The organism is Kitasatospora sp. NPDC001660, assembly GCF_053596725.1.
The window spans coordinates 13,555-39,704 of the sequence record NZ_JBSFGU010000043.1; the positions used below are offsets into that span (position 1 = coordinate 13,555).

19 protein-coding genes are annotated in these 26,150 nt (G+C 71.4%); 12 read left to right on the forward strand and 7 right to left on the reverse strand.

What is annotated here, in order from left to right; genetic code table 11:
• Window position 1 precedes the first annotated feature (1 nt).
• The 8 genes from ACWCXH_RS31540 to ACWCXH_RS31575 all read left to right on the forward strand — a co-directional run bounded on the left by ACWCXH_RS31540 (window position 2) and on the right by ACWCXH_RS31575 (window position 10,493).
• Complete coding sequence (locus tag ACWCXH_RS31540) at window positions 2–997, forward strand: carbamate kinase (protein ID WP_449804912.1); 996 nt, start codon at window positions 2–4, stop codon at window positions 995–997.
• Window positions 998–1,021: 24 nt separating this feature from the next.
• Window positions 1,022–1,795 (forward strand): ribosome hibernation promotion factor, encoded by a 774-nt coding sequence (locus ACWCXH_RS31545; RefSeq protein ID WP_449804913.1) that lies wholly within the window; start codon window positions 1,022–1,024, stop codon window positions 1,793–1,795.
• A gap of 414 nt (window positions 1,796–2,209) precedes the next feature.
• Window positions 2,210–3,070 (forward strand): universal stress protein, encoded by an 861-nt coding sequence (locus ACWCXH_RS31550; RefSeq protein ID WP_449804914.1) that lies wholly within the window; start codon window positions 2,210–2,212, stop codon window positions 3,068–3,070.
• Between the two features lie 228 nt (window positions 3,071–3,298).
• Complete coding sequence (adhE, locus tag ACWCXH_RS31555; RefSeq protein WP_449804915.1) at window positions 3,299–5,962, forward strand: bifunctional acetaldehyde-CoA/alcohol dehydrogenase; 2,664 nt, start codon at window positions 3,299–3,301, stop codon at window positions 5,960–5,962.
• 14 nt (window positions 5,963–5,976) lie between these two features.
• On the forward strand, window positions 5,977–8,241 hold the full coding sequence (gene pflB / locus ACWCXH_RS31560) for a formate C-acetyltransferase (protein WP_449804916.1): 2,265 nt from the start codon (window positions 5,977–5,979) through the stop codon (window positions 8,239–8,241).
• Between the two features lie 76 nt (window positions 8,242–8,317).
• Entirely contained in the window at window positions 8,318–9,130 is an 813-nt protein-coding gene (gene pflA, locus ACWCXH_RS31565) for a pyruvate formate-lyase-activating protein (protein ID WP_449804917.1), read from the forward strand.
• A gap of 181 nt (window positions 9,131–9,311) precedes the next feature.
• Window positions 9,312–9,758 (forward strand): universal stress protein, encoded by a 447-nt coding sequence (locus ACWCXH_RS31570; RefSeq protein ID WP_449804918.1) that lies wholly within the window; start codon window positions 9,312–9,314, stop codon window positions 9,756–9,758.
• Between the two features lie 60 nt (window positions 9,759–9,818).
• Window positions 9,819–10,493: a CBS domain-containing protein gene (locus tag ACWCXH_RS31575; protein WP_449804919.1), complete on the forward strand. Its 675-nt coding sequence runs from the start codon at window positions 9,819–9,821 to the stop codon at window positions 10,491–10,493.
• A gap of 195 nt (window positions 10,494–10,688) precedes the next feature.
• On the opposite strand, the gene ACWCXH_RS31580 is transcribed toward ACWCXH_RS31575, so the two are convergent.
• The 3 genes from ACWCXH_RS31580 to ACWCXH_RS31590 form a co-directional block, all read right to left on the reverse strand.
• Complete coding sequence (locus tag ACWCXH_RS31580) at window positions 10,689–12,419, reverse strand: multicopper oxidase family protein (protein ID WP_449804920.1); 1,731 nt, start codon at window positions 12,417–12,419, stop codon at window positions 10,689–10,691.
• Window positions 12,420–13,299: 880 nt separating this feature from the next.
• Complete coding sequence (locus ACWCXH_RS31585) at window positions 13,300–14,388, reverse strand: glycoside hydrolase family 113 (RefSeq protein ID WP_449804947.1); 1,089 nt, start codon at window positions 14,386–14,388, stop codon at window positions 13,300–13,302.
• 39 nt (window positions 14,389–14,427) lie between these two features.
• Window positions 14,428–16,299: a DUF2334 domain-containing protein gene (locus tag ACWCXH_RS31590; RefSeq protein WP_449804921.1), complete on the reverse strand. Its 1,872-nt coding sequence runs from the start codon at window positions 16,297–16,299 to the stop codon at window positions 14,428–14,430.
• A 537-nt stretch (window positions 16,300–16,836) separates the two neighbouring features.
• Between ACWCXH_RS31590 and ACWCXH_RS31595 the strand changes: the two genes are divergently transcribed.
• From ACWCXH_RS31595 to ACWCXH_RS31605, 3 genes are read left to right on the forward strand one after another with little or no spacing between them, the layout of a single operon-like run.
• A complete protein-coding gene (locus ACWCXH_RS31595) occupies window positions 16,837–18,090 on the forward strand; it encodes a glycosyltransferase (protein WP_449804922.1) in 1,254 nt (417 codons plus the stop codon).
• Between the two features lie 51 nt (window positions 18,091–18,141).
• Window positions 18,142–19,335 carry a non-hydrolyzing UDP-N-acetylglucosamine 2-epimerase gene (wecB, locus tag ACWCXH_RS31600; RefSeq protein WP_449804923.1) on the forward strand — a complete coding sequence of 398 codons (1,194 nt, stop codon included), beginning with the start codon at window positions 18,142–18,144 and terminating at the stop codon, window positions 19,333–19,335.
• On the forward strand, window positions 19,332–20,000 hold the full coding sequence (locus ACWCXH_RS31605; RefSeq protein WP_449804924.1) for a calcium-binding protein: 669 nt from the start codon (window positions 19,332–19,334) through the stop codon (window positions 19,998–20,000). Before wecB ends, ACWCXH_RS31605 begins: the two co-directional genes overlap by 4 nt.
• 102 nt (window positions 20,001–20,102) lie before the next feature.
• Here the strand turns inward: ACWCXH_RS31605 and ACWCXH_RS31610 are convergent, their stop codons facing one another.
• Window positions 20,103–20,630, reverse strand: a complete 528-nt coding sequence (locus ACWCXH_RS31610) for a hypothetical protein (protein ID WP_449804925.1) — start codon at window positions 20,628–20,630, stop codon at window positions 20,103–20,105.
• A 382-nt stretch (window positions 20,631–21,012) separates the two neighbouring features.
• Between ACWCXH_RS31610 and ACWCXH_RS31615 the strand changes: the two genes are divergently transcribed.
• Window positions 21,013–21,462 carry a hypothetical protein gene (locus tag ACWCXH_RS31615; RefSeq protein WP_449804926.1) on the forward strand — a complete coding sequence of 150 codons (450 nt, stop codon included), beginning with the start codon at window positions 21,013–21,015 and terminating at the stop codon, window positions 21,460–21,462.
• 91 nt (window positions 21,463–21,553) lie between these two features.
• Here the strand turns inward: ACWCXH_RS31615 and ACWCXH_RS31620 are convergent, their stop codons facing one another.
• From ACWCXH_RS31620 to ACWCXH_RS31630, 3 genes are all read right to left on the reverse strand, one after another.
• Window positions 21,554–22,414, reverse strand: coding sequence for an NAD(+)/NADH kinase (locus tag ACWCXH_RS31620; RefSeq protein WP_449804927.1), 861 nt, complete (start codon window positions 22,412–22,414; stop codon window positions 21,554–21,556).
• 229 nt (window positions 22,415–22,643) lie between these two features.
• Entirely contained in the window at window positions 22,644–25,196 is a 2,553-nt protein-coding gene (locus tag ACWCXH_RS31625) for an ABC transporter permease (protein WP_449804928.1), read from the reverse strand.
• Between the two features lie 2 nt (window positions 25,197–25,198).
• Window positions 25,199–25,972 carry an ABC transporter ATP-binding protein gene (locus ACWCXH_RS31630; protein WP_449804929.1) on the reverse strand — a complete coding sequence of 258 codons (774 nt, stop codon included), beginning with the start codon at window positions 25,970–25,972 and terminating at the stop codon, window positions 25,199–25,201.
• Window positions 25,973–26,150: the final 178 nt, after the last annotated feature.

Here is a 26,150-nt window from a genome sequence, read left to right on the forward strand (position 1 = left end):
CATGCGCATCGTCGCCGCCCTCGGCGGGAACGCCCTGCTCCAGCGGGGCGAACACCCCGACGCCGACATCCAGCAGCGCCACGTCCACGATGCCGCCCGCTCGCTGGCCGAACTCGTCACCGCCGGCCACGAGCTGGTGATCGCCCACGGCAACGGCCCGCAGATCGGCCTGCTCGCCCGGGAGAGCGAGGCCGACCCGGCGCTCGCCGCGCCGTACCCGCTGGACGTCCTCGGCGCCCAGACCCAGGGCATGATCGGCACCCTGCTCGTCCGCGAGCTCCTGGGCCGGCTGCCCGGGCGCACCGTCACCGCGCTGACCACCCACACCGAGGTGGACCCGCACGACCCCGCGTTCGGGCGGCCCGGGAAGTTCATCGGCGGGCGGCTCACCGAGCACGAGGCCAGGACGATGGAGACCGAACGCGGCTGGACCACGGCGCGCGACGGTGAACACCTCCGCCGGGTCGTCCCCTCGCCCCGCCCCACGGGGATCGTCGAACTCCCGGCCGTCCGCGCCCTCCTGGCCACGGGAGCGGTGGTGATCGCCGCCGGTGGCGGCGGTGTCCCGGTCACGCGGGACCCGTACACCGGCCGCGTGCGCGGCGTCGAGGCCGTCGTCGACAAGGACCTGGCCGCGGCGCTGCTCGCCGAACAGCTCGATGCCGACGCGCTGCTGATACTCACCGACGTCACCCACGTGTTCACCCGCTTCGGTGCCGCCCACCCCGGCCCGCTGGTGAGCGTCACACCCGACCGGCTGCGCGAACTGGACCTGCCGGAAGGGTCGATGCGGCCCAAGGCCGAGGCCGCCGCCGCGTTCGCGGAGCGGACCGGCGGTCTCGCGGCCATCGGCCCGCTCGACAACGCCCTCGGCACGATCCTCGGCACCACGGGCACCACGGTCCGCGCACTGCCGGGGGCCGCAGGGGAGGGACCCGAGGCGTTGCCGGCGGGACCTTCGGCCCCCGGCCCGGCCGATCAGCGCGCGGCAGTCTGAAAACCACCCGGAAAGGAAACTGCGATGACCCGTCTGCAGAGCCGACCCGCCACCGAGGTCCTGGTGGCGACCCGCGGCGAAGTCTCCCTGGCCGCGCCCGAATACGCCCGGACCAAGCTGCTCGCGGTGCTCGAACGCCTCGACGAACCGGTCCTCGCGGCCCGGGTGAAGCTCACCCAGGAGGCCAACCACGCGGTCGCCAAGCCGTCGATCGCCCAGGCCACGGTCGACCTCAACGGACGGCCCGTGCGCGCGCACGTCGCGGCCACCACCATGCAGGAGGCCGTGGACCTGCTCCAGGACCGCCTGAACGCCCGGATCACCCGCCTGCGGACCCACCGCCACCACCGCCACCACAGCGAGGCACACGCGGCCGCCGGGCACGAACACCGTCCGCGGCCCCGTGCGCTGGGCACGGAGGAGCGCCGCATCGAGCGGCACAAGACCTACAGCCTCGCGCGGCAGACCGCGTGGGCGGCGGTGTTCGAGCTGGAGGCGATGGACTACGACTTCCACCTGTACACCGACACGGCGACGGGCCGCGACAGCATCGTCTACCGGGACGGGACGACGGGGGAGTACCGGATCTCCTCGGCCGGCCCGGAGCCCGAGGCGGAACCGGGCATCCCGGTGAGCACCGCCGGCGTCCCCGAGATCACCGTCGCCGAGGCGGTCGCGCGCCTCGACCTGGGCGGCCTGCCGTTCGTCTTCTTCACGGACGCCTCGACCGGTCGCGGCAACATCCTGTACCACCGGTACGACGGCCACTACGGCCTGATCACGCCCGCGGACCAGTAGTGCGGGTGAAAGCGGGTCCGGTCGTGGGGACCTGACCCGTGTCGGGGCGGAGCGCCGGAAGCGGGTTCGACCGCTTCCGGCGCCGTCCGTCGTCCGGCCCGGTTCGCCGTGAAACCGGCGTTCCGGCGAGGCCCCCACCGGTAGGGGCGCATCATGGGCGGCCGGTTCTGGAAGGCGAGGACGGCGAAGGTGGTGCGCCACATCGCCCGGAGTCGGCCCGGTCACCCCTGGCGTCCCGCACCACGCGGCCTGCCCGGTGGCCTTGGTGCCGGAGGCGTGAGGGGGACCTTCGGGCCGTGTCGGAGGGCTGCTCGGCCCCTGTGGCCGGCCCAGGGCGGCCGCGAGTCTGTACCGGACACCGAGGGTGGCGTGCAGCCACGCCGCGACCCCGTCGAACGAGAGAGGACCGTCATCATGTCGCAGGCCGTAGTGGTCGGAGTCGACGGATCGGAAGCGAGCACGGCCGCGGCCGAGTGGGCGGCCTACCAGGCCTACCGCAGTGGCCGGCCGCTGCGGATGATCCACGCCGGGGGAGTGGAGACCTGCACGCCCACGGGGCCCGGCGACGGCGGCGAGCGCCTTCCGCAGTCGGTGCTCGCCGCCCGGGAACACATCGCCCGCGTGCTGCCCGGCCTGGAGATCGCGTGCGAGCACGTGCCCGGCAGCCCGGCTCACGCGCTGGCCGCGGCCGGCGGGCGGGACGGCCTGCTGGTCCTGGGCTCGCGCGGACTGGGCGGGTTCACCGAGCTGCTGGTCGGCTCGGTCGCGCTGCGTGCGGCGGCGCACGCCCGCTGCCCGGTCGTCCTGGTCCGGGCCGGAGCGGACGGCCGGGGCACCGCTTCCGGCGACGTGGTGGTCGGGCTGGACAGCGGCCTGCCCAGTGGCGAGGTGCTCGACTTCGCCTTCGGCCAGGCCGCCGCGCGTGCCGCGACCCTGCGGGTCCTGGAGAGCCGGGCTGTGCCCACCGGGCCGTACGTGACGGAGGCCCCGGTGGATCAGGGCGAGATCAGGGAGTCCCTGGCAACGGCGGAGCTGACGCATCTCCAGGACGGCCTGGCGCCTTGGCGCGAGAAGTTCCCCGAGGTCCGCGTCGATGCCGAGGTGACGGCCTGGCCGGCCGGGCGGGCGCTGGTGGAGGCGTCGCGGGGGGCCTCGCTGACGGTGGTGGGCCGCAGGAAGCCCGGGCTGCCCGCGGTCGCACCCTGGCAGGGCGGCGTGGCCCACACCGTCCTGCACCACGCGCACAGCCCGGTCGCGGTGGTCCCGCACGACTGAGCCGTTCGCACCGAGGTGGCCGTGGTACCGACGAGGTCGGTACCACGGCCACCGGCGTTCCGGCGCGCGTTCCGGGACCGGTGGTCCGCGGGTGAGGGACCTTCGGCCTTCGGGTGTGCCCCATTGGCCGGGCCCCCGGAGGAGGATGCCGAGGCAGGCTGACGGTGGAGGCGCGAGCGGAACCCGCGAGCGCGCATCCCTGATGACGAACCGAAAGGTGTTCCAGCCATGCCGCGTCGCCCACAGACCGAGGAACAGACCTCTCCCGCCCCGGCACCGCTCCCGGACAGGGCGGCACGCCCTGGCGACGCCGTCGGCACACTGGTCGCCAACGCGCTGATCTCCCTTCGGGAGTACGCCGACTTCACCCAGGAGCAGGTCGACCACATCGTCAAGAAGGCCTCGCTCGCCGCCCTGGAACGGCACACCGGCCTCGCGGTGCTGGCCGTCGAGGAGACCGGGCGCGGGGTCTTCGAGGACAAGGCGGTGAAGAACGTCTTCGCCTGCGAGAACGTGACCCACGTCATGGCCCGGACGAAGACGGTCGGGGTGGTGCACCGGGACGAGATCGACGGCATCGTGGAGATCGCCGAGCCGGTCGGGGTCGTCGCGGGCATCACCCCGGTGACCAACCCGACGTCGACCACGATCTTCAAGTGCCTGCTGGCGCTCAAGACCCGCAACCCGATCGTCTTCGCCTTCCACCCCTCGGCCCAGCGCTGCTCCGCCGAGGCGGCCCGGACCGTGCGGGACGCGGCGGTGGCGGCCGGGGCCCCGGAGCACTGCATCCAGTGGATCGAGGAGCCGTCGATGGCGGCCACCGGCGCGCTGATGAACCATCCGGACGTCGCGACGATCCTGGCCACCGGCGGCAACGCGATGGTCCGGGCCGCGTACTCCTGCGGCAAGCCGGCCCTGGGCGTCGGCGCGGGCAACGTCCCGGCGTACATCGAGCGGAGTGCGGACCTGAAGCGGGCGGTCAACGACGTCGTCCTGTCGAAGTCCTTCGACAACGGCATGATCTGCGCCTCCGAGCAGGCCGTCGTGCTGGATGCGGAGATCCGCGACGCCGCGCTCGCCGAGTTCCGCAAGCTCAAGGCGCACCACGCGAGCGCCGAGGAGAAGGCGCTGCTGGAGCGGTACCTGTTCGGCGCCGGCGACGGGACGGCCTGCTCGGGCGGCCGGCTGAACCCGACGGTGGTGGGCCGCTCGGCGGCGCAGGTGGCCGAGGCGGCGGGCTTCGAGGTGCCGGCCGACACCTCGGTGATCCTGGCCGACTGCGAGCGGGTCGGCCCGGCCGAGCCGCTGACCCGGGAGAAGCTCTGCCCGGTGCTCGCCGTGCTCACCGCGCACTCCCGTCGGGAGGGCGTCGAACTGGCCGCCGCCATGGTGGAGTTCGACGGACTCGGGCACTCGGCGGCCGTGCACACCGAGGACGCGGCGTTCGCCGAGGAGTTCGGGCACGCGGTCAAGGCCTGCCGGATCATCTGGAACGCGCCCAGCTCGCAGGGCGGCATCGGCGACGTCTACAACGCCTTCACGCCGTCGCTGACCCTCGGCTGCGGCAGCTACGGGCACAACTCGGTGTCCGGGAACGTCTCGGCGCTGAACCTCGTCAACATCAAGCGGATCGGGCGGCGCAACACCAACATGCAGTGGTTCAAGGTCCCGCCGAAGATCTACTTCGAGCGCAACTCGGTCAAGTACCTGGCGAGCATGCCCAACGCGCACCGGATCGTCGTCGTGACGGACCGGACCATGGTGGAGATCGGCCACCTGGAGCGGATCCGGGGCGTCCTCGGCCGCCGCCGCGAGCCGGTCGAGGTGCGGGTCATCGACTCCGTCGAGCCGAACCCGAGCATCGACACCGTCCGCAAGGGCGCCGCCCTGATGCGGGAGTTCGAACCGGACACGATCATCGCGCTGGGCGGCGGCTCGCCGATGGACGCGGCCAAGGTGATGTGGCTGATGTACGAGCACCCGGAGGTCGAGTTCGCGGACCTGAAGGAGAAGTTCTTCGACATCCGCAAGCGCGCCTTCACCTTCCCCGACCTCGGCGCGAAGGCCGGACTGGTGTGCATCCCGACCACCTCGGGCACCGGCAGCGAGGTCACCCCCTTCGCGGTGATCACCGACACCGCCACCGGCCAGAAGTACCCGCTCGCCGACTACGCGCTCACCCCGAGCGTGGCGATCGTGGACCCGGCACTCACCACCCGCCTGCCGAAGGACGTCACCGCGGACACCGGCTTCGACGCCCTCACCCACTGCATCGAGACCTACGTCTCCGTCTACGCCAACGACTTCACCGACGGACTGGCCCTGCAGGGGATCCGGCTGATCTTCGAGAACCTGGAGCAGGCCGTGGTGAACGGCCCGGACGACCCGGTGGCGCGGGAGAAGATGCACAACGCGGGGACGATCGCCGGCATGGCCTTCGGCTCGGCCTTCCTGGGCGTGGTGCACGCCATGGCGCACACGCTCGGCGCGACCTTCCACGTCGCCCACGGCCGCACCAACGCGCTCCTGCTGCCGCACGCGATCCGCTGGAACGGCTCCGCCCCGGCCAAGGTGACCGGCTGGCCCAAGTACCAGAGCTACGTCGCCCCCGAGCGCTACCAGGCCATCGCCCGGATGCTCGGCCTGCCGGCCGCCACCCCGGAGCAGGGCGTCGAGTCCCTCGCGGCGGCGGTCGAGGACCTCCGGGAGCGGGTCGGCATCCCGCGCTCCTTCAAGGCGGCCGGCGTGGACGAGACCGCCTTCCTGGCGGCCCTGCCCCAGCAGGCGATGAACGCCTACGAGGACCAGTGCGCGCCCGCCAACCCCCGGATGCCGCTGCTCGCCGACATGCAGCGGCTGATGCGCCAGGCCTACTACGGCGACCAGGCCTGAGAGAGGACACGGAGATGACCACCTCGCAGCAGGAACAGACCATGAGCGCCTGGGACGGCTTCAAGGGCGGACTCTGGCGGGACGCCATCGACGTCCGTGACTTCGTCCAGCACAACTACACCCCGTACAACGGCGACGACGCCTTCCTGGCCGGGCCGACCGAACGCACCACCGAGGTGTGGCGGCAGATCACCGACCGCTTCCCCGAGGAACGCGCCAAGGGCGTGTACGACGTCGCGTACGACGTTCCGTCCACCATCACCGCGCACGCGCCCGGATACATCGACCGGGAGCGGGAGCTGATCGTCGGCCTGCAGACCGACGCCCCGCTGAAGCGCGCGATCATGCCGAACGGCGGCTGGCGGCTGGTCGCCGGCGCGCTGCGGACCTACGGCTACCCGGTCGACCCGCGGCTGGAGAAGATCTTCACCCGGTACCGCAAGACCCACAACGACGGCGTCTTCGACGCCTACACCCCCGAGATCCTCGCCGCCCGCAAGGCCGGCGTCATCACCGGCCTGCCGGACGCCTACGGGCGCGGGCGGATCATCGGCGACTACCGCCGGGTCGCCCTGTACGGCGTGGACCGGCTGGTCGAGGCCAAGCTCGCCGAGAAGGCCGAACTGGACGCCGCGCCCACCGACCCCGCCCGACTGGAGGAGACGATCCGCGAGCGCGAGGAACTCGCCGAGCAGATCCGGGCGCTGGGCGAGCTCAAGGAGATGGCCGCCGCCTACGGTTACGACCTCTCCGGCCCGGCGCGCACCGGCCGGGAGGCGGTCCAGTGGCTCTACTTCGCCTACCTGGCGGCGGTGAAGGAGCAGAACGGCGCGGCGATGTCGCTCGGCCGCACCTCGACCTTCCTCGACGTCTACCTCCAGCGCGACCTGAACGCTGGCGTGCTGACGGAGCGCCAGGCACAGGAGCTCATCGACGACTTCATCATCAAGCTGCGGATCGTCCGCTTCCTGCGCACCCCCGAGTACGACGAGCTGTTCTCCGGAGACCCGACCTGGGTCACCGAGTCGATCGGCGGCATGGGCGCGGACGGCCGCACCCTCGTCACCCGGACCTCCTTCCGCTACCTGCAGACCCTCTACAACCTGGGACCGGCCCCCGAACCGAACATGACCGTCTTCTGGTCGCCGCGACTTCCCCGGGGATTCAAGGAGTTCTGCGCGAAGGTGTCCATCGACACCTCCTCCGTCCAGTACGAGTCGGACGAGCTGATGCGCCCGCGCTTCGGCGACGACACCGCGATAGCCTGCTGCGTCTCCGCGATGGAGGTCGGCAAGCAGATGCAGTTCTTCGGCGCCCGCGTCAACCTCGCCAAGACCCTGCTCTACGCGATCAACGGCGGCCGGGACGAACTCTCCGGCGCCCAGGTCGGCCCGGCCACCGCGCCCGTCCGCGGGGACGTGCTCGACTACGAGGAGGTGCTCGCCCGCTTCGACGAGCAGATGGAGTGGCTCGCCGGGACGTACGTCCACGCCCTGAACGTCATCCACTACATGCACGACAAGTACGCCTACGAGCGCCTCGAAATGGCCCTCCACGACCGGGCCGTCCGGCGCACCATGGCCTGCGGCATCGCCGGCCTTGCGGTGGCCGCCGACTCGCTGTCGGCCGTCAAGTACGCGAGGGTCAGGCCCGTGCGGGACGAGACCGGGCTGGTCACCGACTACCTGGTCGAGGGCGAGTACCCGGCGTACGGCAACAACGACGACCGGGCGGACGCGATCGCGGTGCGGCTCGTCGAGGAGTTCATGCACAAGGTGCGCAAGCACCCCGCCTACCGGGGCGCCGAGCACACCCAGTCCGTGCTCACCATCACCTCCAACGTGGTCTACGGTAAGAAGACCGGCAACACCCCGGACGGCCGCCGGGCCGGCGAGCCCTTCTCCCCCGGCGCCAACCCGATGAACGGCCGCGACGCCCACGGCTACGTGGCCAGCGCGCTGTCCGTCGCCAAGCTGCCCTACGAGCACGCCGAGGACGGCATCTCGCTCACCAACACCGTCACCCCCGACGCGCTCGGCCGCAGCCCCGAGGACCGGGTGCGCAACCTGGTCGGCGTCCTGGACGGCTACACCACCTGCCGCGGCTTCCACATGAACGTCAACGTCCTCAACCGGGACACCCTCCTCGACGCCATGGCCCACCCGGAGAAGTACCCGCAGCTGACCATCCGGGTCAGCGGCTACGCGGTCAACTTCGTCCGCCTCACCCGCGAACAGCAGCTCGACGTGATCGGCCGCACCTTCCACGACGCGCTGTAGCCCGCACCCCCCGCTCGCGGTGCCGGCGCATCCCCGACCAAGGGCGCCGGCACCGCGCCTCACCGGGAGATTTCCCATGCCCGATCCCATCCTGCCCGTCCATCTGTCGAGTCGACCCGAGCCGGCCGCGACACCGGCCGCCGTCGCCGGCAGGCGCCCGCCCGGCGGAATGTTCCACTCCTGGGACCTGTCCACCGGCGTCGACGGCCCCGGCACCCGCTTCGTCGCCTTCCTGGCCGGGTGCCCGCTGCGCTGCCTGTACTGCCACAACCCCGACACCTGGCACCTGCGTGACGGGCGGCGCATCCGCGCGGACGAGATCGTCAGTGAGGCGGCCAAGTGCGTCGAGTTCATCCGGGTGTCCGGCGGCGGCGCCACCGTCAGCGGTGGCGAGCCGCTGCTCCAGCCGGTTCTCACCGGAGAGTTGCTGCACCGCTTCAAGCACGACCTCGGGCTGCACACGGCGCTGGACACCTCCGGCTTCCTCGGCGCCCGGGCGACCGATGCGCTGCTCGCCGACACCGACCTCGTCCTGCTCGACGTCAAGTCGTGGGACCGCGCGCTCTACCGGCACGTGACCGGGCGGGAGCTCGCCCCCACCCTGGACTTCGCCCGCCGTCTGGCGGATCTCGGCAAGGAGGTCTGGGTCCGCTTCGTCCTCGTCCCCGGCCTGACGGACCCCGTCGAGAACATCGAGGGGATCGCCGCCTTCGCCGCCTCGCTGGGCAACGTCACCAGGGTCGATGTCCTCCCGTTCCACAGGCTCGGCATGGCGAAGTGGCGTGCGCTGGGCCTGGAATGCACGCTGGCGGACACCCCGGTGCCCACCAGCGACCGGACGGTGGAGGCACGTGCCGTGTTCGAGGCCCACGGCCTGCACACCGTCTGACGGCCCTGACCGGACGGCCCGGGACCGTGCCGCACGGCATTCCCTTCGGCACGGGACTCGCACCCCTGTGCCGGGCAAGGGCCGGGCTGAAGGTCCCGGCCTTCGGGACCCGTTCGGTCCTTCGCAACTTCCCCGGCAGCGCCGATGGTTGAGAGTAACGAGAACGCGAAGGAGAAGGCACGTGAGCGAGAAGACCGGACCGGAGCAGCGGATCGTGGTCGGTGTCGACGGATCGCCGGCATCGGTCGACGCACTCCGGTGGGCCGTCGGCCAGGCCCGCATGCAGGGCGCCGTGGTGGAGGCCCTGATCGCGTGGCAGCACCCGGTGGCCACCGGGTGGACGGTGCCGATCGAGGCCTACGAGGACCTTCCGGGCATCGCGCGGAAGATCCTCGACGACAGCGTCACGGAAGCGACCGGTTCCGGCGCTCCGGCCGGGATCAGGACCCGGGTGCAGGAGGGCGGCGCGGTGCCGTGCCTGCTGGACGCGGCCCGCGGCGCCGAACTCCTGGTCGTCGGCAGCAGGGGCCACGGGGGCTTCACCGGAGCGCTGCTCGGCTCGGTCGGCCAGCACTGCGTCCAGCACGCGCCCTGCCCCGTCGTCGTGGTCCGCCACCGGAACGACTGACCCGCACACCCAGTACCCGACGCGCGGCCGCGCCGCCGATCGGAAAGGAGCGAACCGACCATGCGACACCGGATCGTGGGAGAACTGATGACCCCGGCGGTCGTGCACGTACGGCCCGACACCGGATTCAAGGAGATCGCCCGGCTGCTCGCCGAGCACGACATCACCGCCGTGCCCGTCCTGGACCACGAGGACCGCCCGCTCGGAGTGGTCTCCGAAGCCGACCTGCTGCTCAACGAAGCGGCCCAGGAGGACCCCGCCGGGCTGCTGCTCACCCCGGACCTCCCGCCCCGCGAGCGCGCCCGCAGCCGGGCGACCACCGCCGTGGGCCTGATGACCGCCCCGGTCGTGTGCGCGCGCCCGGAGTGGACGGTCGTCGAGGCGGCCCGCCTGATGCAGAGCGAGCGCGTCAAGCGCCTGCCCGTCGTCGACGAGGCCGGCCGCCTGGTGGGCATCGTCAGCCGCAGCGACCTGCTCCGCGTGTTCCTCCGGCACGACGGGGCCATCCGCGAGGAGATCCGGGCCGAGGTCCTGCGCCGCACCCTGGGCATCGATCCGGACACCCTCGACGTCCGGGTCCACGACGGCCGCGTCACCCTCGGCGGCACGCTCGACCACCCCGGTCAGGCGCCGGTGGTCGAGAGGCTGTGCCGCGGCGTGGACGGCGTCGTCGACGTCACCAGCCGGCTCGGCTACCGCACGGATCCCACCGTCGCCCTCCACCGGGCTGGCTGACCCACCGCCGCACCCACCCACCGCCGCACCCACCCGCCGGAGCCCGGCACCGGCCGCCGTCGAGGACTTCGACGGCGGCCGATTCCTTGCGAGCAGGCATGCCCCACCTGGATCCCGGCGAGCGCACCACGTGTCCCTCGCCGCCTGCCCCTTGCCGCGGGCCGCACTTCGGACGGCCCCTCGCCGTGCTCCCTGTTACCCCTTCTTCCTCCCGTCGGCCCTCTCATCTTCCCAACCGTGTTTCCGGCCGCTGACCACTCGATACGGCCGCATCATCTCGTTGTCCTCATGACCGAGGACGTGGCAGTGCCACACGTACTGGCCCTCGGTCGGATCGAACGGGAACAGGTTGAGCCCGGGCCTGGAGCGGTGGACGGGGACGCTGGTCGGAGCGAAACGCACGATGACCGTGGTCACCTGGCGGGGGAACGCCTTGACCGTGTCCTTCCACCCCGATTCACCCGGGTCCGGTGGCGTCGGATCCCCCGTGAGGAACGGGCTGATCGCCGGGTTCCCGCCGACCGCCCCGTCGGCGTTCGGCCTCCGGTACGACAGCGGCGGACCGTAGCCCGGGCAGAAGTCGACATCGGAGGGCTTGCAGGAACTCGGGAAGGACCCGTCCCAGGTCTTCATGTACTTCTCGTAGTCGATGTTCTGGCGGCTGACGATCTGGAACTGCACCAGGTGCGTGTGGATCGGGTGGTAGGCCGTCGGCACGTCTTCGGCGTTGATGAACTGCCACAGCTCGGTCGATCCCACCTCCGGCAGCTCACTGATGCCGTCCTTCGGGAACTCCCGCTTGATGCTGGGAGACTCGCGCCCGTCGTAGAGGGTGTTGTTGAGATACTCCTCGATGTTCCCCCCTCTCGGCTGCGTGCTCGCGGTGCTGAGCTCGTTGAGCACGAACTGCCTGACCTTGTCGACCTTGACGCGCGGCCTGCCGTCCGGCCCGATCAGGTGGACCATGGGTACCGGGCGAGTGCAGGTGCACTCCTCCGGGGCGGAACGAGCGGGGTCGCAGCTCTCGTCGCGGCCCGTCAGGGGCTTGGTCACCTGGATCTGCATGATGTGCGGCAGGGGAGTGTCGAGCGTTCCCGTGTTGGTCACGGTGATCGTCTTCCCGGCCAGTTTCGTGAAGTCCACGATGATGTCGGCGCGTTCACCGGGCATGAAGTCCAGGTCGCTGCACTCGGTCGTGGAGTCGCCGCCTGCGCACGCCGTGCCGTTGACCGGCACGGGACGGTCCAGGTAGGCGTCGTCGGCGCCGATCTGGTACACGGGAGCGCCCCCGAAGTGCAGGGCGAAGCGCCGCCCGTTGGCGCCGTTGAGGAGGCGGAAGCGGTAGCGCCTCGGCTCCACCTGGAGGTACGGCCAGGCCGCTCCGTTCACGGTCGCGACATCTCCGAACTCGCGCACACCCCAGAAGGGGTGGTAGTCCGGATTGGACGGCGGGATGACGAGCAGTTGACTTCTGGTGTCGAAGACACGGTCCTGCAGAGCCATCTCGATCTCGTAGGGACCGCTCGGGAGGCCCTCGGGCTCCTCCTTCGGATCCCTGAGGAAGTAGAAGCCCGCCAGTCCGCCGTAGACGTTGTTGCGGGTCGCCCCGAGGACGTGGTCGTGGAACCACAGCGTCCCGGGTTCCTGGGAGTTCTGGTAGGTGTAGACGGCCTTGCCCGGAGCAGGTTGGTCGTCCGAACAGTACTGCGACCCCTGCAGGCCGTTCGGTGTGAACCACGTGTCCGGACCGCCGTCGTAGCAGGCACTGATCTCGGCGCCGTGCAGGTGTACGGTGGCGGGCTGAGGCCCGGTGTAGGGCTGACACAGCGGATTGTCCGCGTTCTGCGGTTCGTCGCAGTTCATGGGCATTCCGGCGCCCGGCGTCTTCAACGGATTGGCCCAGTGGACGGTCTGATCGACCTTCATCAGGCCCTGCACCAACCCGGGACCGTACGGATTCGAGGGATTGAAACTCGGCAGCCTGTTCTCGTAGGTGACCCGCGTGGGAGTGCGCCTCTCGGTTTCGATCGTCACCGCCGGCCAGTGTGCGGAACCCAGGACCTGCTTGCTGGTCGTGTCGGAGGTCTCATAGGCCCACACCCGGGTCCTGCCGAACGTCACCCCGAGGCCGCAGGTGTCCTGCCGGCCCTGCGGAAGTACCTCCTGATCGGTCTCCGTCATGGCGACGGTCAGATCCCTGTGGGTCGCCGCATCGACCCGAGGCGTCGACCCCGCCGGACCGAAGACCGGCAGGGGAGTTGCGAACTGGGGAATGCATTCCCCCGGCAGGGGTGTCTGCGGGACCAGGGAACCGCCCACGCGCGGTGCTCCCAGCGCCGGGGCGACCACGGCGATGCTCGACAACACCGCCAGCACACCGAGCGCCGCGGCACGCCCCCGTCTCCTTGCCCCGCCACCGAGCCGCGGCACCAACATCTTCAGCGCCACCACACCTCCAACACTGTCGTGAACCGCCTCATGGAGTCACCGGACCAAGCCAAACTTGGCCTGCCGACACGTCGGCCTCGGCGATCGACACCTCGATGTCACCCGCTCGGGCGCCCAGTTGGCCGAGAACCCCGAAGGCGACGCCTTCGTCGTCGGTGGAGCGGCGCAGGGCTTCGGTGGTGGCTTGGACGAGGCGGGAGGCGAGTTGGGTGATGGGGCCGGCTTCCCGGCTGCGGCATGAGGCGGGCGAGGTGGTCGGGAACGGACTCGCCGGCGGCGTGACGCCGGAGCGACCCTCCTGGTGGACGAGCGGGGCCCGACCGCGGTGCGGCCGGGCCCCGTTCTCACGCCGGACACCTCACGTCCCGTGCGTCCACCACTTCTTCAGGACGTCCTCTGCGGGCTTCCCGTGGGGCGTGTACGCGAGGTCCTTCTTCGTCTCGCCGCTGTCGGGCCAGTCGTCCCACATCCACCAGCAGACGCCGGCCCACCAGGGCTTGCCGTCGAAGGAGGCGAGCAACGCCTCGTAGGCGGCGGCCTGTTCGGCGTCTCCGTCCTTCTTGCTGATGGTCCAGGAGTACGGGGCGGTGGTGGTGCCGCGCTGGCTGACGTAGCCGGCCTCGGTGAAGAGGATCTTCCGGTGCTGGTGCTCGGAGAAGGCGGCGAGCTCGTCGGCGATGGGCTGCCACGCCTGGCGCAGCCGTGCCGGGTCGGTCGTCGCCTCGTCGGTCAGCGGCCAGTACGCGTCGATGCCGATGACGTCGAGGTCCTTCCAGAAGGGGATCTTCTGGTACTCGTCGTAGTTGGCGGCGTACGTCAGCGGCCCCTTGTACCGGTCCCGGACCGCGGCGATGACCTTGCTCCAGTGCTCGCCGTCCTGCGAGGTGCCCGCGAGTTCGGTGCCGACCGAGAGCTGCTCGACGCCGGCGTCGGCGGCGAGTTGGGCGTAGTGGGTGATGAAGCCTTCGTAGGCCGCGAACCAGGCGTCCGGGTCCGTGGGCCTGATCTCGGCCCGGTCGCCGCCTTTGACCAGGTCGACATGGGGCTTGACCATGGTCTTGAGCCCCGCGTCGTGGGCGAGGCGGATGATGGTGCGCAGGCTCTCGTCGGCGGCGGTCTCCTTGGTGGTGCGCATGGCCGAGTCGGTGACGCGGTCCTGGTACCACGTGGGGGTGAAGGTCACCCACCGGGCGCCGGTGGCGGCGATCTGCCGCAGGTACGTCCCGGCCTGCGGGCTGTCGTAGTCGTCGGTGTTCCACGAGGGGAGCGTCATGCCCCGCAACTCGCCGACCTTCCCGTCGTCGGGACGGCCGGTCGGAGCGCCGACCGAGGGACTGGGAGTGGTAGTGGGACTGGGCGTGTCATCGTCGCCGCCGGACGACGAGGAGCATCCGGCGGCGACGAAGAGGACGGCCAGCGCCGACCAGGCGGCGGCCATCCTCCTCATCGGGTTCACTGCTGAAAGCTCCTCACCTGGTCAGGGCGTTCACTTGGCGAGGTCCATCGGGCCGACGAAGGTGTAGCCGAGGGCCTTGATGCCGTCGATCGTCTGCTGGAGCGGGGCCACGTCGTAGTACGGGTGGTAGAAGAAGCTCGCCACACCGTCCCGGACGGCGAGGTTGGCCTTCGCCGAGGCGATCAGGTCGGCCGGGAGCCTCGCCGGGTGGTTGTTGGAGGGCAGCGGCTCGTAGTTGCCGATGTTCTCGGGGAGCACGGTCGTTCCGTAGACGTCCCTGACCGAGTACGGGAAGAACTGGCCGATGTAGCGGGCGGGATTGACGGGCCCGCCGCTCAGCGTTCCGGCGAAGTACAGCGGACGCTCCAGCCGCGCCGTGTAGTTCTGCCCGAAGACCTGGTAGTCGGCGGCCGAGGCGGCGTAGTGCGGGGTCGTCCAGAGCGTGGGCCTGGGCAGGCCGGCCGCGGCGAAGGTGGCGAGGGACGAGGTCACCCGGGACTGGGCCCAGGCCGTGGAGTCCTCCGCGGGCGGCCCGTCGTAGACGACGTTGTTGGCGGCGTCGATGTGGGAGCGGAAGAACTCGAAGTCGTCGCCCGTGACGCCGGTGTAGGGGTTGTTGACGTTGCTGTACTGGTGCGTGTAGCCGTGGTTCATGAGGACGGCGCCGTGCTGGAGCATGTACTGGAGTGCGGCGACGACCTGCGGGGCCTGGGCCAGGGTGACGGTCTGGGGCGTCCCGTTGTTGTAGACGCCCTTGGGGTCGGTGTAGACGGGGATGACGTTGATCCCGTACGGGATGTTCTGCGAGGCCAGGTAGTCGGCCATGGTGCGCAGTTCCGTCGGGTCCGAACCGGGGCTGATGTCCTCCAGCCGCACGAACGCCCGGTGGCGCTCGGTGGTCGCCGGGGCGAGCGCGTCGAAGAGGAGGTCCTCGAAGGCGATCACGCGGTCCGACTCGGAGACGTAGGCGAAGGGGATCTCCCCCACGTAGGTGAGGTTGGCCGAGCGGATCGCCCACGGGGTGGTGGTGCCGGTGGTGGCGTCCGTGGCCTGCGCGAGCTGGGTGACCTGCGGGTAGCCGGCGCCGGCGAGGGCGGGGTGCAGCACCCCGCTGTCGGCGCCCGCGGGGATCTTCCGGGTCAGCGCCCGGTTCTTGTACGTGACCTGGTTGATGTTGCCCACGCTGCCGTTGGCCTGGAAGTAGGAGTTGGTGGGGTCCCAGCCGTACTTCTTCTTGAAGTTCTCGATGCCGACGGCGTTGGCCATGTTCCAGACGTTGTCGCCGATCCAGTCGACCGGCTTGGCGGTGGTCATCGCGTCCTGGTAGAAGGCCGTCGGCACGGCGTCCGGGATCGAACCGCCGTAGTAGGTCGAGCCGATGTAGATGGTGGCGGAGTACTGCTCCACCATGCCCGCGGTGTATGCGGAGACCGGCTTGGCGGTGACGGTGCCGAAGTGGCCGGCGAGGTTGGCGGTTGCCATCGCGTAGAGCTCGCCGAGGAAGCCGTAGGGGCCGGCCGTGTCGTAGAGGACGAGGGCCGAGGTGCCGGCCGTGGTGTCCAGGGGCCGTATGGACGGGTCCGTGGCGGTGGCCGCGCCGGCCTTGGTGGCCGGAGCCGGAGCCGGAGCCGAGGCCGGGGTGATGGTGAGCTGGTGCGCATGGCGCTTCCGGTCGTTCTCCAGCCGCGCGGCGCCCCAGGCCCTCAGGTCCTCGGAGCCGGCTGCGGAGGGCGGGGCGGGGTCGACGTCCTTGAGCCCGTGGGACGGGCGCGGCGGCCTCCCGCCCCTGGCCGTCGCCGCCTCGGCGCCCGTGGAGAGCGCGACCCCGCCCAGCAGGGCGGTGGTCACGGCCAGGATGAGCGAGACCCGGGAAAGCGGAATTCTCCCTCGCACATTGTTCATTGCGGTCCCCCCTGATTCAAGATCTTCTGTCGGTTCTTCACCCGTGGCACCCCCCGGTGGAAATGGTGAAGGCGTGGCGATGGAGCCCCGACATTTCGCCGATTCTTGCGCCAGGTCGGGGGAGTGTCAATAGGATCTCTCGGGCGAACCGGGAAGTATCGGGCAAGTCGCGCGGTGGCTGGATTGCCGTTCATGGAATTTAACATTCCGATTCGACATCTCCCGCCATCTCGCGACATCTCTCACGATGAACGTTTAAGCATGCTTGTCATCTGATATTGTCCGTGCGCAGCCTCGGGATGACAGGCGAGGCGAAATTCGGGGGATCTGGGGGGATCTCATGTACGGTAAACCTGTTCTGGGGATAGTCCTGCCCTTGGCCGGACTGATGGCGGCTCCGAAAGTCCTGCCGGGCCTACCCTTCGCCAGGGGACTGCAGGAAGCGGCCGGCGCTGGATTCCTGTTCTACTGCGCGACGGCCACCGTTCTTCTTCTGGCCAAATTCTGGTTCGTTCTCCGAAGCTCTGGTGATCGACGGTGATCACGGAGGTCCTTCTCTGGTCGAGCGTCGCCATCATCGTGATGGCGGGCTGCTACAACGCCACTCTCTTCGTCCTCTCCAGACGCGAGGTCCGCCGCGACCGCGGCCCACGCGCCGAGCGTCTCTACGTCTTCCTCCTCGCTTGTCTGAACGAGGAGAAGGTCCTTTCCGAGAGCCTGGCCCGGATCACCTCACTCCCGGCCGGCGATTTCCTGGCCCTGGTCATCGACGACGCGTCCGAGGACCGCACCGCCGACATCGCCCGGGCCGCCGACCCCGACCGGGTCAAGCTCCTCCAGCGGCAGCTGCCCGACGCCCGCAAGGGCAAGGGCGCCGCCCTCAACGCCGGCATCCGCCACCTGCGGGAATCCGGTCTCCTCGACGGCCGCGACCCGGGCGACGTCATCGTGTGCGTGGTGGACGCCGACGGCCGCCTCGACCCGCACGTCGTCCAGGCCGTCGACCCCTACTTCAACGACCCGCGCACCGGCGCCACCCAGGTCGGCGTGCGCATGTACAACCGGCACCAGGGGCTGCTCGCCCGCCTCCAGGACATGGAGTTCGTCATCTACGGCGACATCTTCCAGTCCGCCCGCCACTACTTCGGCAGCGTCGGCATGGGCGGCAACGGCCAGTTCATGCGGCTCTCCGCGCTGGACACCCTCAGCGACGGGAGCGGGAAGGGGCCGTGGAGCGACTCCTTGACCGAGGACCTCGACCTCGGGGTGCGCCTCATCGCCCGGGGCTGGACGAACCAGCACTGCACCACCGCGGCCGTCTCCCAGCAGGCCGTGCTCGACGTGCGCCGGCTGGTGCGCCAGCGCTCCCGCTGGTTCCAGGGCCACCTGCAGTCGGCCGGGCTGGTCCCGCTGATCCTGCGCGAAGTGCCCACGAAGGCCGCGATCGACCTGCTGTACCACCTCTCCAGCCCCGTGCTGATCCTGCTCACCTCGCTGCTGCCGCTCTCCTTCGCCGTCGCCACGGGCGGCGTCGTGATCGGCTCCGTCGAGGCCGGCCACCCGCTGATGTCGCCCTGGTGGCTCATCGGCCCGTACGTCCTGTCCTTCACCGCGGCGTACGCCTACGGCTGGGTCTACTCCCGGCGCGAGCGCGGACTCGGTCTCGTCCGCGCGGTCCTGCTCTCCCACGTCTTCGTCGTCTACGGCTACATCTGGTTCGCCGCCGGATGGTGGGGCCTGTGGCGCATGCTCACCGGCAAGCGGACCTGGCTCAAGACCGCGCGCACCTGACGCGCGCCCATTTCTCCCTGTACCTGACGCAAGCACCCTCAATGGAGACCCATGTCCCCGAACGTCAGCACCACGCCCGTTCGTGCCATGCTCGTCCTGGGCACCCGTCCGGAAGCGATCAAGCTCGCGCCGGTGGTCCGCGCCATGGCCGCCTCCCCGCACTTCGAGCCCCTCGTCGTCAGCACCGGCCAGCACCGCGAGATGCTGCAGCAGATGCTCGAACTCCTTCAGGTCGAGGCCAAGTTCGAGCTCGACGTGATGAGAGAGCGGCAGGAACTGTCCAAGCTGACGGCCCGGCTGGTGGACGGGCTCGGCGAGGTCGTCCACGCCGAGCGCCCCGACCTCGTCGTCGTCCAGGGCGACACCACCTCCGCGCTGACCGGCGCCCTCGCCGCGTTCTACGAGCACGTCCCCGTCGCGCACGTGGAGGCCGGGCTGCGGACCGGAGTGCTGGACAACCCCTTCCCCGAGGAGCTCAACCGCCGTCTCATCGGCCGCATCGCGCGCTGGCACTTCGCGCCCACACCGCGCGCCGCCGGACACCTCACCGCCGAAGGCGTACCGGCGGCCGAGGTGTTCGTCACCGGCAACACCGTCATCGACAACCTGCTGTGGGTGCTCGGACAGGGCGCCGGCCGCGACCACTTCCAGAGCGACCTGCGGCGCGTCCTGGTCACCCTGCACCGCCGCGAGAACCAGGGCGACAAGATGCGCGCCATGGGCAAGGCCCTGCGCCGGCTGGCCGACCGCGGCGACGTGGAGATCGTGCTGCCGCTCCACAAGAGCCCCGCCGTGCGCGAGGCCCTGCTGCCCGAGCTGTCCGACCACCCGGCCGTCCGGATCGTCGAGCCGCTGGACTACGTGGACTTCTCCGCCACCCTGGCCGGCTGCGACCTCGTCCTGACCGACTCCGGCGGCATCCAGGAGGAGGCCCCCACGCTCGGCAAACCGGCGCTGGTGCTGCGCACCACCACCGAGCGGCCGGAGGCCGTGGAAGCCGGCGCGGCCCAACTGGTGGGCACGGAACCGCAGATCATCCTCGACGCCGCCATGCGGCTGCTGGACGACGACGAGGCGTACCAGAGCATGGCGAAGGCCGGAAACCCCTTCGGCGACGGGCACGCCACGGAACGGATCGTGGCGCAACTGGCCGAGGACTTCGGCGTGGACGCCCCTGCGGCGCCCGCGCTGAACCCGCCCGTCATCCCCCAGCCCGACGGACCGGCGTCATACTCGACGGCATGACGAGAGTTCACCGGCTCCTCGCCCTCGTACTCCTCGCCACCGCCGCGGTGGCGGGGCTCGCCTTCGCGGTGAGCACCGTCCGGGGAGGCGGGGACGGAGAGCCGGTGGGGCCGTGGGCCGACGGTTCGGTCCACGGCCCGTGGCGGTCGGTCTTCAACGGCCACGGCGAGAACGCCGGTCTCCACAACGGCCTGTCCCTCTTCCCGAAGCCCTCGCGGACGGCGGAGGAGACCCATGCCGGACTGATCGTCTCCACGCAGCAGTACCAGGACATGGACCTCCAGGCCCGCATGCGCACGGTCGCCCAGCTGCGCACGCCCACGCCCAACCCGTGGGAGGTGCCGTGGCTGGTGTGGGCGTACTCCGACCCGGAGCACTTCTACTACATCATCCTCAAGCCCAACGGCTGGGAGCTGGGCAAGCGCGATCCCGCCTACCCCGGCGGCCAGCGCTTCCTGGCGACGGATTCCGAGCGGTTCCCCGTCGGCCGGTGGTCCGGGGTGAAGGTGGCCCAGCGCGGCGCGCACCTGGAAGTGAGCGTCGACGGCAAGGACTTGGTGGCCTACGAGGACCAGGAGCACCCGTACCTGGGCGGCAGCATCGGCGCCTACACGGAGGACGCCCGGGTGGTGTTCAGCGACATCGCGGTGGAGCCGGCGGAGTAGGTCCCGGACGGACCGATGCCGGTCGACTGCCGGCCGTGACCGGGCTTCTCGACCTTCCGCACCCCGAACCCTCCCGGGAGCCCGCGACCGCCGACCGGGCCGTCAAGCGCCGGCGGGGCTCGGCGGAAGTTCCCGCCCGAGCGGTATGAGCGCCGAGGCGGGGACCCCGTACGTCAGCACGCGGTCGGCGTCCCGGGTGTGCTGGACGGCCGCGTCCAGCACACCCGGGAACCGGGTCCGCGTGCAGGTGCGCTGCTGGACGGCCGCGACCCAGGCCGCGGCCATCCCGACGCCCAGGTAGGCGAGCGCCCGCCCGTCCCGCCAGGTCGGATCCAGCGCACGCCCGCCCTCGTCCGCGCACCAGGCGCGGTGCGTCACCGCCCCGTCCTCGCCGAGGACGAACCCCTCGACGTACGCCAGCCCGACCGGCTTCAGCGCGATCCGCCACGCGTTGCGGAAGCAGTCGCCGCCGTCACTGCGCCGGGGCATGCCCGGCGGCCAGCCGAACGGGTCCTGGAGGCGCCCCTGGGCCAGGACCACGGCCTCGGCCGTCAGCCGGTGGCGCGACGCCCGGGCCCGCAGCGCGACGATGAGGTCCCGCTCGTGGCGGGAGAGCGTGGTGGAGGACACGCTGGCCAGTTTTCGCAGCACCGCGGGGCTGCGCGAGCCCGGCTAGTCCGTCCGGTTCCACGGCCCGGCCGCCCGCGGCGGCCGTGCGGGTGCCGGCGCCCAGGAGACCTGAGTGCCTGCCGCCCGTGTGCCCGGCCACCGCGCGGTGCAGGCGGGCGGCGGCGCTGCCGTCGGCGAGAGGGCCGCGGTACCCGCTTGACAGGCGCAATCGCGAGCCCGACACTCATCGCACCCGAATCATCCTCCTGTGGCCCGGCCGATTCCTCCGCGGGGACCCGCACGTCGTGCGGTCGTCGGCCGCCCACGGGCCCGCCGTCCGGCCGACAGGCGCCGGGTGGACGGGAATCGCGGGGTCGTGTCCATCGAACCAGGTTGGTGAACCGTGACCCTCATCACGACGACCGACGGATGTCCGCAGCCGAGGCTCCCTCGCCCGTCCTCCGTGCGCTGGCCCGGTGCCGTCCGCCGGCCCGGCTCCCCGGGGTTCGAGCAGTCGGCCAAGGACTGGCTGTTCGACCTGGCACCCGCGCGCTGGCGCGGCGAGCAGGTGTTCCACCGCAAGCCGCTGGAACTCGCGTCCATGCTCCGCCTCCACCTCGACGCCGAGGTCCTCGCCATGCAGGCGGGCCTGAAGGCCCTGCGGACCGCCCTGCTCGGCGCGCCGCAGCGCGCCGCCGACGACGCCGCCGAGACCATCGACGCCTACGTCCGGGAGCAGGCCTGGGCCAGGGCCGTGCGCGAGCAGGTCAAGCTGGTCGAGGACGCCCTCCACCTGGAGTCCGGGAGCGCCGCCCGCAAGCGGGTCGCGTGGCGGATCGTGACCGGCCTGTGAGCGGCCCGCGAACGGTCCGCGGGGGCTCTTCGCCGAGCGGCACCTGCCGGCCGACCGGACAAGGACCCCGCCCTCGAATCCGTGACGCGGGTCAGGCGGGTTCCGCCGAACCGGTGAGGCGGAGTTTGCGCTGGGCGCGCTGGTAGAAGGTGGTGCGGCCGAGCCGGACGACGCGGGCCGCGCCGGGCACCATGGCCACCTCGATGATGTCGCCGGGGGAGACGTGGCCGACCAGGAGGCCGTCGGCCTCGATGGCGAGGCCGCCGCTGTGCGGCAGCACCTCCAGTTCCAGCTGTTCGCCGCTGGAGAGGAACACGGACCGGTTGAACGCGGCGTGCGGCGCCACCGGGGTGATCAGCAGTCCCTCGGCGTTGGGCGAGACGATCGGGCCGCCGGCGGAGAAGCTGTAGGCGGTCGACCCGGTCGGCGTGGCGACGACGACCGCGTCGGCGGTGTAGGACACGAACGGCTGGCCCTGGACGTGCACGGCGACGGCGGCGGTCCGGTGCCCGGGGCTGCGCAGGAGCACGATGTCGTTGAGCGCCGTGTGCCGGGTGGCCCCGCAGCGGGCGAGGAGTCCGGAGCGCGCCTCCACGGTGAAGCGGTGCTCGTCGATGGCGTCGAGCGCGGCCGGGAGATCCGGCACGTCGACCTCGGCGAGGAAGCCGAGGCGTCCGACGTTGACGCCGAGCACGGGCGCGTGGCCGCCGGCCACCATCCGCATGGCGCGCAGCATGGTGCCGTCCCCGCCCAGGCTGATCAGCAGATCGGCGCCGGTGGCCATCTCCTCGGCCTCGACCGGGACGGCCTCGCAGCCGATCCGGGCCACCTCCGCCGCCAGCCCCAGGACCTTCGCGCCCCGCCTCCGGCTCCACCGGACGACGGCGTCCACCGTGGGCGCGCACGTGCGCTCGGGGTGGAGCACCAGCCCCACCGTGCCGATGAATCCCATCCGGAGCACCTCGCCGTCCGACCGGGCCGATGTTGCTCCTCCCAGTCACGCACAGCCGCCTGCCGCCTTCAACGTCACGGGCTCGTCGGAGCCGTACGCGAGGTAGGGCTCGTCGCGCCGCAGGTCGAAGCCCGACGGCCGCGCCGGGACGCCCGGGGGCGTGCCCGGCGACGGGCGGTGGCTGTGCCGGCCGGCCTCTCCAGGGGAGGTGGGGAGCCGACCGGCGGTGTCAGGGGGCGGCGATGGCGGTCAGGACCCGGGTGCGGGCGGCCTTTGCCGCGGGCAGGACGGCGGCGGCGAGTCCGGCCAGGGCCGCTCCGGTGAGGACTGCCAGGATGGTGGCCCAGGGGATGCTGAGCGCGGTGATCCCGTACAGGGTCAGGACCTTCTGCCCGGCGACGCCCCAGGCCAGGCCCATGCCGAGCCCGAGCAGGGCGCCGTGCACCGCGATGAGGACCGACTCCAGGCGGACCATCCGGCCGACCTGGCTCCGGGAGGCGCCGACCGCGCGCAGGAGGCCGATCTCGCGGGTGCGTTCGATCACGGACAGGGCGAGGGTGTTGATGACGCCGAGGACGGCGATGACGATCGCGAGGGCGAGCAGGGCGTAGACCAGGTAGAGGACGGTGTCGACCTGGCCGGTGATCGACTTCTTGTAGTCGGCCTGGCTCTGCACCGTCACCTGGGGGTAGCCCGCGAGCGCGCCGTCCAGTGCGGCCTGGACCTTCGAACGGTCGGTGCCGGGCGCGGTGTTGAGGTAGAGGGTGAAGTCCTGGGCCTCGGGGGCGTACGTGTTCAGGGTGTCGAGGGAGACCTCCCAGCTGCCGCCGTCCTTGCCCGCGCCGGCCGGGGGCTTGGAGATCGCGCCGACGGTCAGGGTGCCCACGTTGCCGTTGAGGAAGTGGAGTTCGACCTGCGAGCCGACCGAAAGGTGGTCGGCGTTGGCGGTGGTCTGGTCCACCATGAGCTTTCCGGCCGCGACGTCGGCGGTGGAGCCGGCGACGTACTGCGGCTTGACGGCCTGGTCGACGCCGGCGACGTCCACACCGGAGACCGCGAGCTGGAATCCGTTCAGGTGGGCGACCGCGTACCGCTGGCGGGTGACGGCCCGGATGCCGGGGACGGCCTTGACGCGGTCGGTGACCTCGTGGCCGATCGGGGTGGCGCCGTTGCCGGAGAGCACGTAGTCGGCGCCGAAGGTGTTGTCGACGTCCTTGTCCACCGAGGTGGTGAGCGAGGCGGCGAGGACGGCGACCGCCCCGACCAGGGAGAGGCTGATCATCAGCGCGCCCGCCGTGGCCCCGGTGCGCCGCGGGTTGCGCACCGCGTTCAGTCGGCTCATCCGCCCGACCGCACCGAAGAGTGCCGGGTACGGCGCGCCGAGCCCGTGGACGATCACGCGGGAGAGCGCCGGGCCGAGGACGACCAGGGCGAGGAGGGAGGTGACGATGCCGCTGCCGAGCAGGGCGCCGGCCGTGACGATTGTGGCGTGGTGGGTCGCGGCGCCGTACAGCAGCCCCAGGCCCGCCACGAGCAGCCCGGCACCGAGCGCGGTGCGCCGGCCGAGCTTCGGCGCGGACGGGGTCGCGGCCTCGCGCAGCGCGGCCATCGGGGATACCCGGGCCGCTCGGCGGGCCGGGAGGTACGCGGCGACGAGCGTCACCAGTACGCCCACGGCGTACGCCGCCACCGGGGTCACCGGGCTGACGACCAGGGCGGTGCCGGAGAGGTCCACGCCGAAGCCGGAGATCAGCGACTTGAGCCCGGTGGCCAGGCCGATGCCGGCGCCGAGACCGAGGGTGGAGCCGATGACGCCGAGCAGCAGCGCCTCGGTGAGGACCGAGCGCATCACCTGTCCGCGTCCGGCGCCGAGGGCGCGCAGGAGGCCGAGTTCGCGGGTGCGCTGGGCGACGAGCATGGAGAAGGTGTTGAGGATCAGGAAGACGCCGACCAGGACGGCGAGTCCGGCGAAGCCGAGCAGGGCCGTGGTGACGACGCCGAGGAACGAGCTGATCTGCTGGGCGGCGGTGGCGGCCTGCTGTTCCTTGGTGGCCACCGAGTAGCCGTCGCCGAGGGCGGCCTTGATCGCCGTCTGGGCGGCGGTGTGGCTGGTGCCGGGGGCGGTGTCGACGGTGATGCCGGTGAACTGGTCGGGCTTGCCGAGCAGTTGCTTCTGGGCGGTGGCGGTGTCGACGTAGGCCATGGTCACGCCGGGGTTGCCGCCGGAGAAGGTGACGATGCCGACCAGCGTGCCCGGGGCCGAGCCGGTCGGGGTGAGGATGTGCAGCGGGTCGCCGAGGTGGATGTTCTTGTGCCGGGCGCTGGCCTGGTCGAGGACGATCTCGCCGGCCCTGGCCGGGGCGTGGCCCTGGACGAGGTGCACCTGGGGGTCGTCGTACCAGTTCTGGCCGAGCGTCGGGGCGCCGGTGGTCGGGCCGACGGGCTTGTCGTCCTTGTCGACGACGGTGAGGTTCTGCAGACCCACCTGGCCGTGCGCGGCCCGCACGCCCTGGACGGCGGCGACCTTGGCCACGGCGGAGGCGGGCAGGGTCGGGGTCTCGCCGGACAGCCCGCGGTCCTCGACCTCGGGGGTGAAGGCCTGCCTGGGCTTGATCGTCACGTCGGCGGCGGTCGAACTGGAGATGTTCGTGAAGGCGACGTTGATGGTGTCGGAGAACACCAGGGTGCCGGAGACGAACGCCACGCCGAGCAGGACGGCGAGGGTGGACAGCGCCGTGCGGCCCTTGTGGGCGAGGAAGTTGCGGATGCTTGCCTTGATCATCGTCAGCTGGTCCGTCCGGCGCCGTCGAACCTGCGCATCCGGTCGAGCACCGAGTCCGCCGTCGGGTCGAGCAGCTCGTCGACGATCCGGCCGTCGGCGAGGAACAGGACGCGGTCGGCGTGGGAGGCGGCGACCGGGTCGTGGGTGACCATGACGATGGTCTGCCCGAGGTCGTCCACCGAGCCGCGCAGGAACCCGAGCACCTCGGCGCCGGCGCGGGAGTCGAGGTTGCCGGTGGGCTCGTCGGCGAAGACGATCTCCGGCCTGCTCGCCAGCGCACGGGCGCACGCGACGCGCTGCTGCTGGCCGCCGGACAGCTCGGAGGGCCGGTGCCCGAGCCGCCCGGACAGGCCGAGGGTGTCGATGACCCGGTCCACCCAGGCCTGCTCGGGCTTGCGGCCCGCGATGTCCATCGGCAGCGTGATGTTCTCCAGCGCGGTCAGCGTGGGGAGCAGGTTGAACGCCTGGAAGATGAAGCCGATCTTGTCCCGGCGCAGCTGGGTGAGCTTCTTGTCCTTGAGCCCGGTGATCTCGGTGTCGCCGATGAACATCTGCCCGCCGGTGGCGGTGTCGAGGCCGGCCAGGCAGTGCATCAGGGTGGACTTGCCGGAGCCGGACGGGCCCATGATCGCGACGAACTCCCCGCGCGACACGCTGACGTGGACGGAGTCCAACGCCACGACGCGGGTCTCGCCGGAACCGTAGGCCTTGGTCAGGGCCTCGGCACGGGCCGCGACGGTCCGGGGCGGGGCGCCGGCCGCTGTCGCGGTGGTCATGCGCCCGCCTCGCTGCGCTCGGCAGGGGCATTCACCCGTGCGCACCTTCTGATGACTCGCTCGCTGCGCTCGCTCATGCGCACGTCCTCCTGGGTTCGCTGCCCCGCCACGCGCCGAGGGCGGCGGGCATGGCAGACTCTGGGCAGGCAGTAGCTTCTACGAGAACGTAGAACTTCGA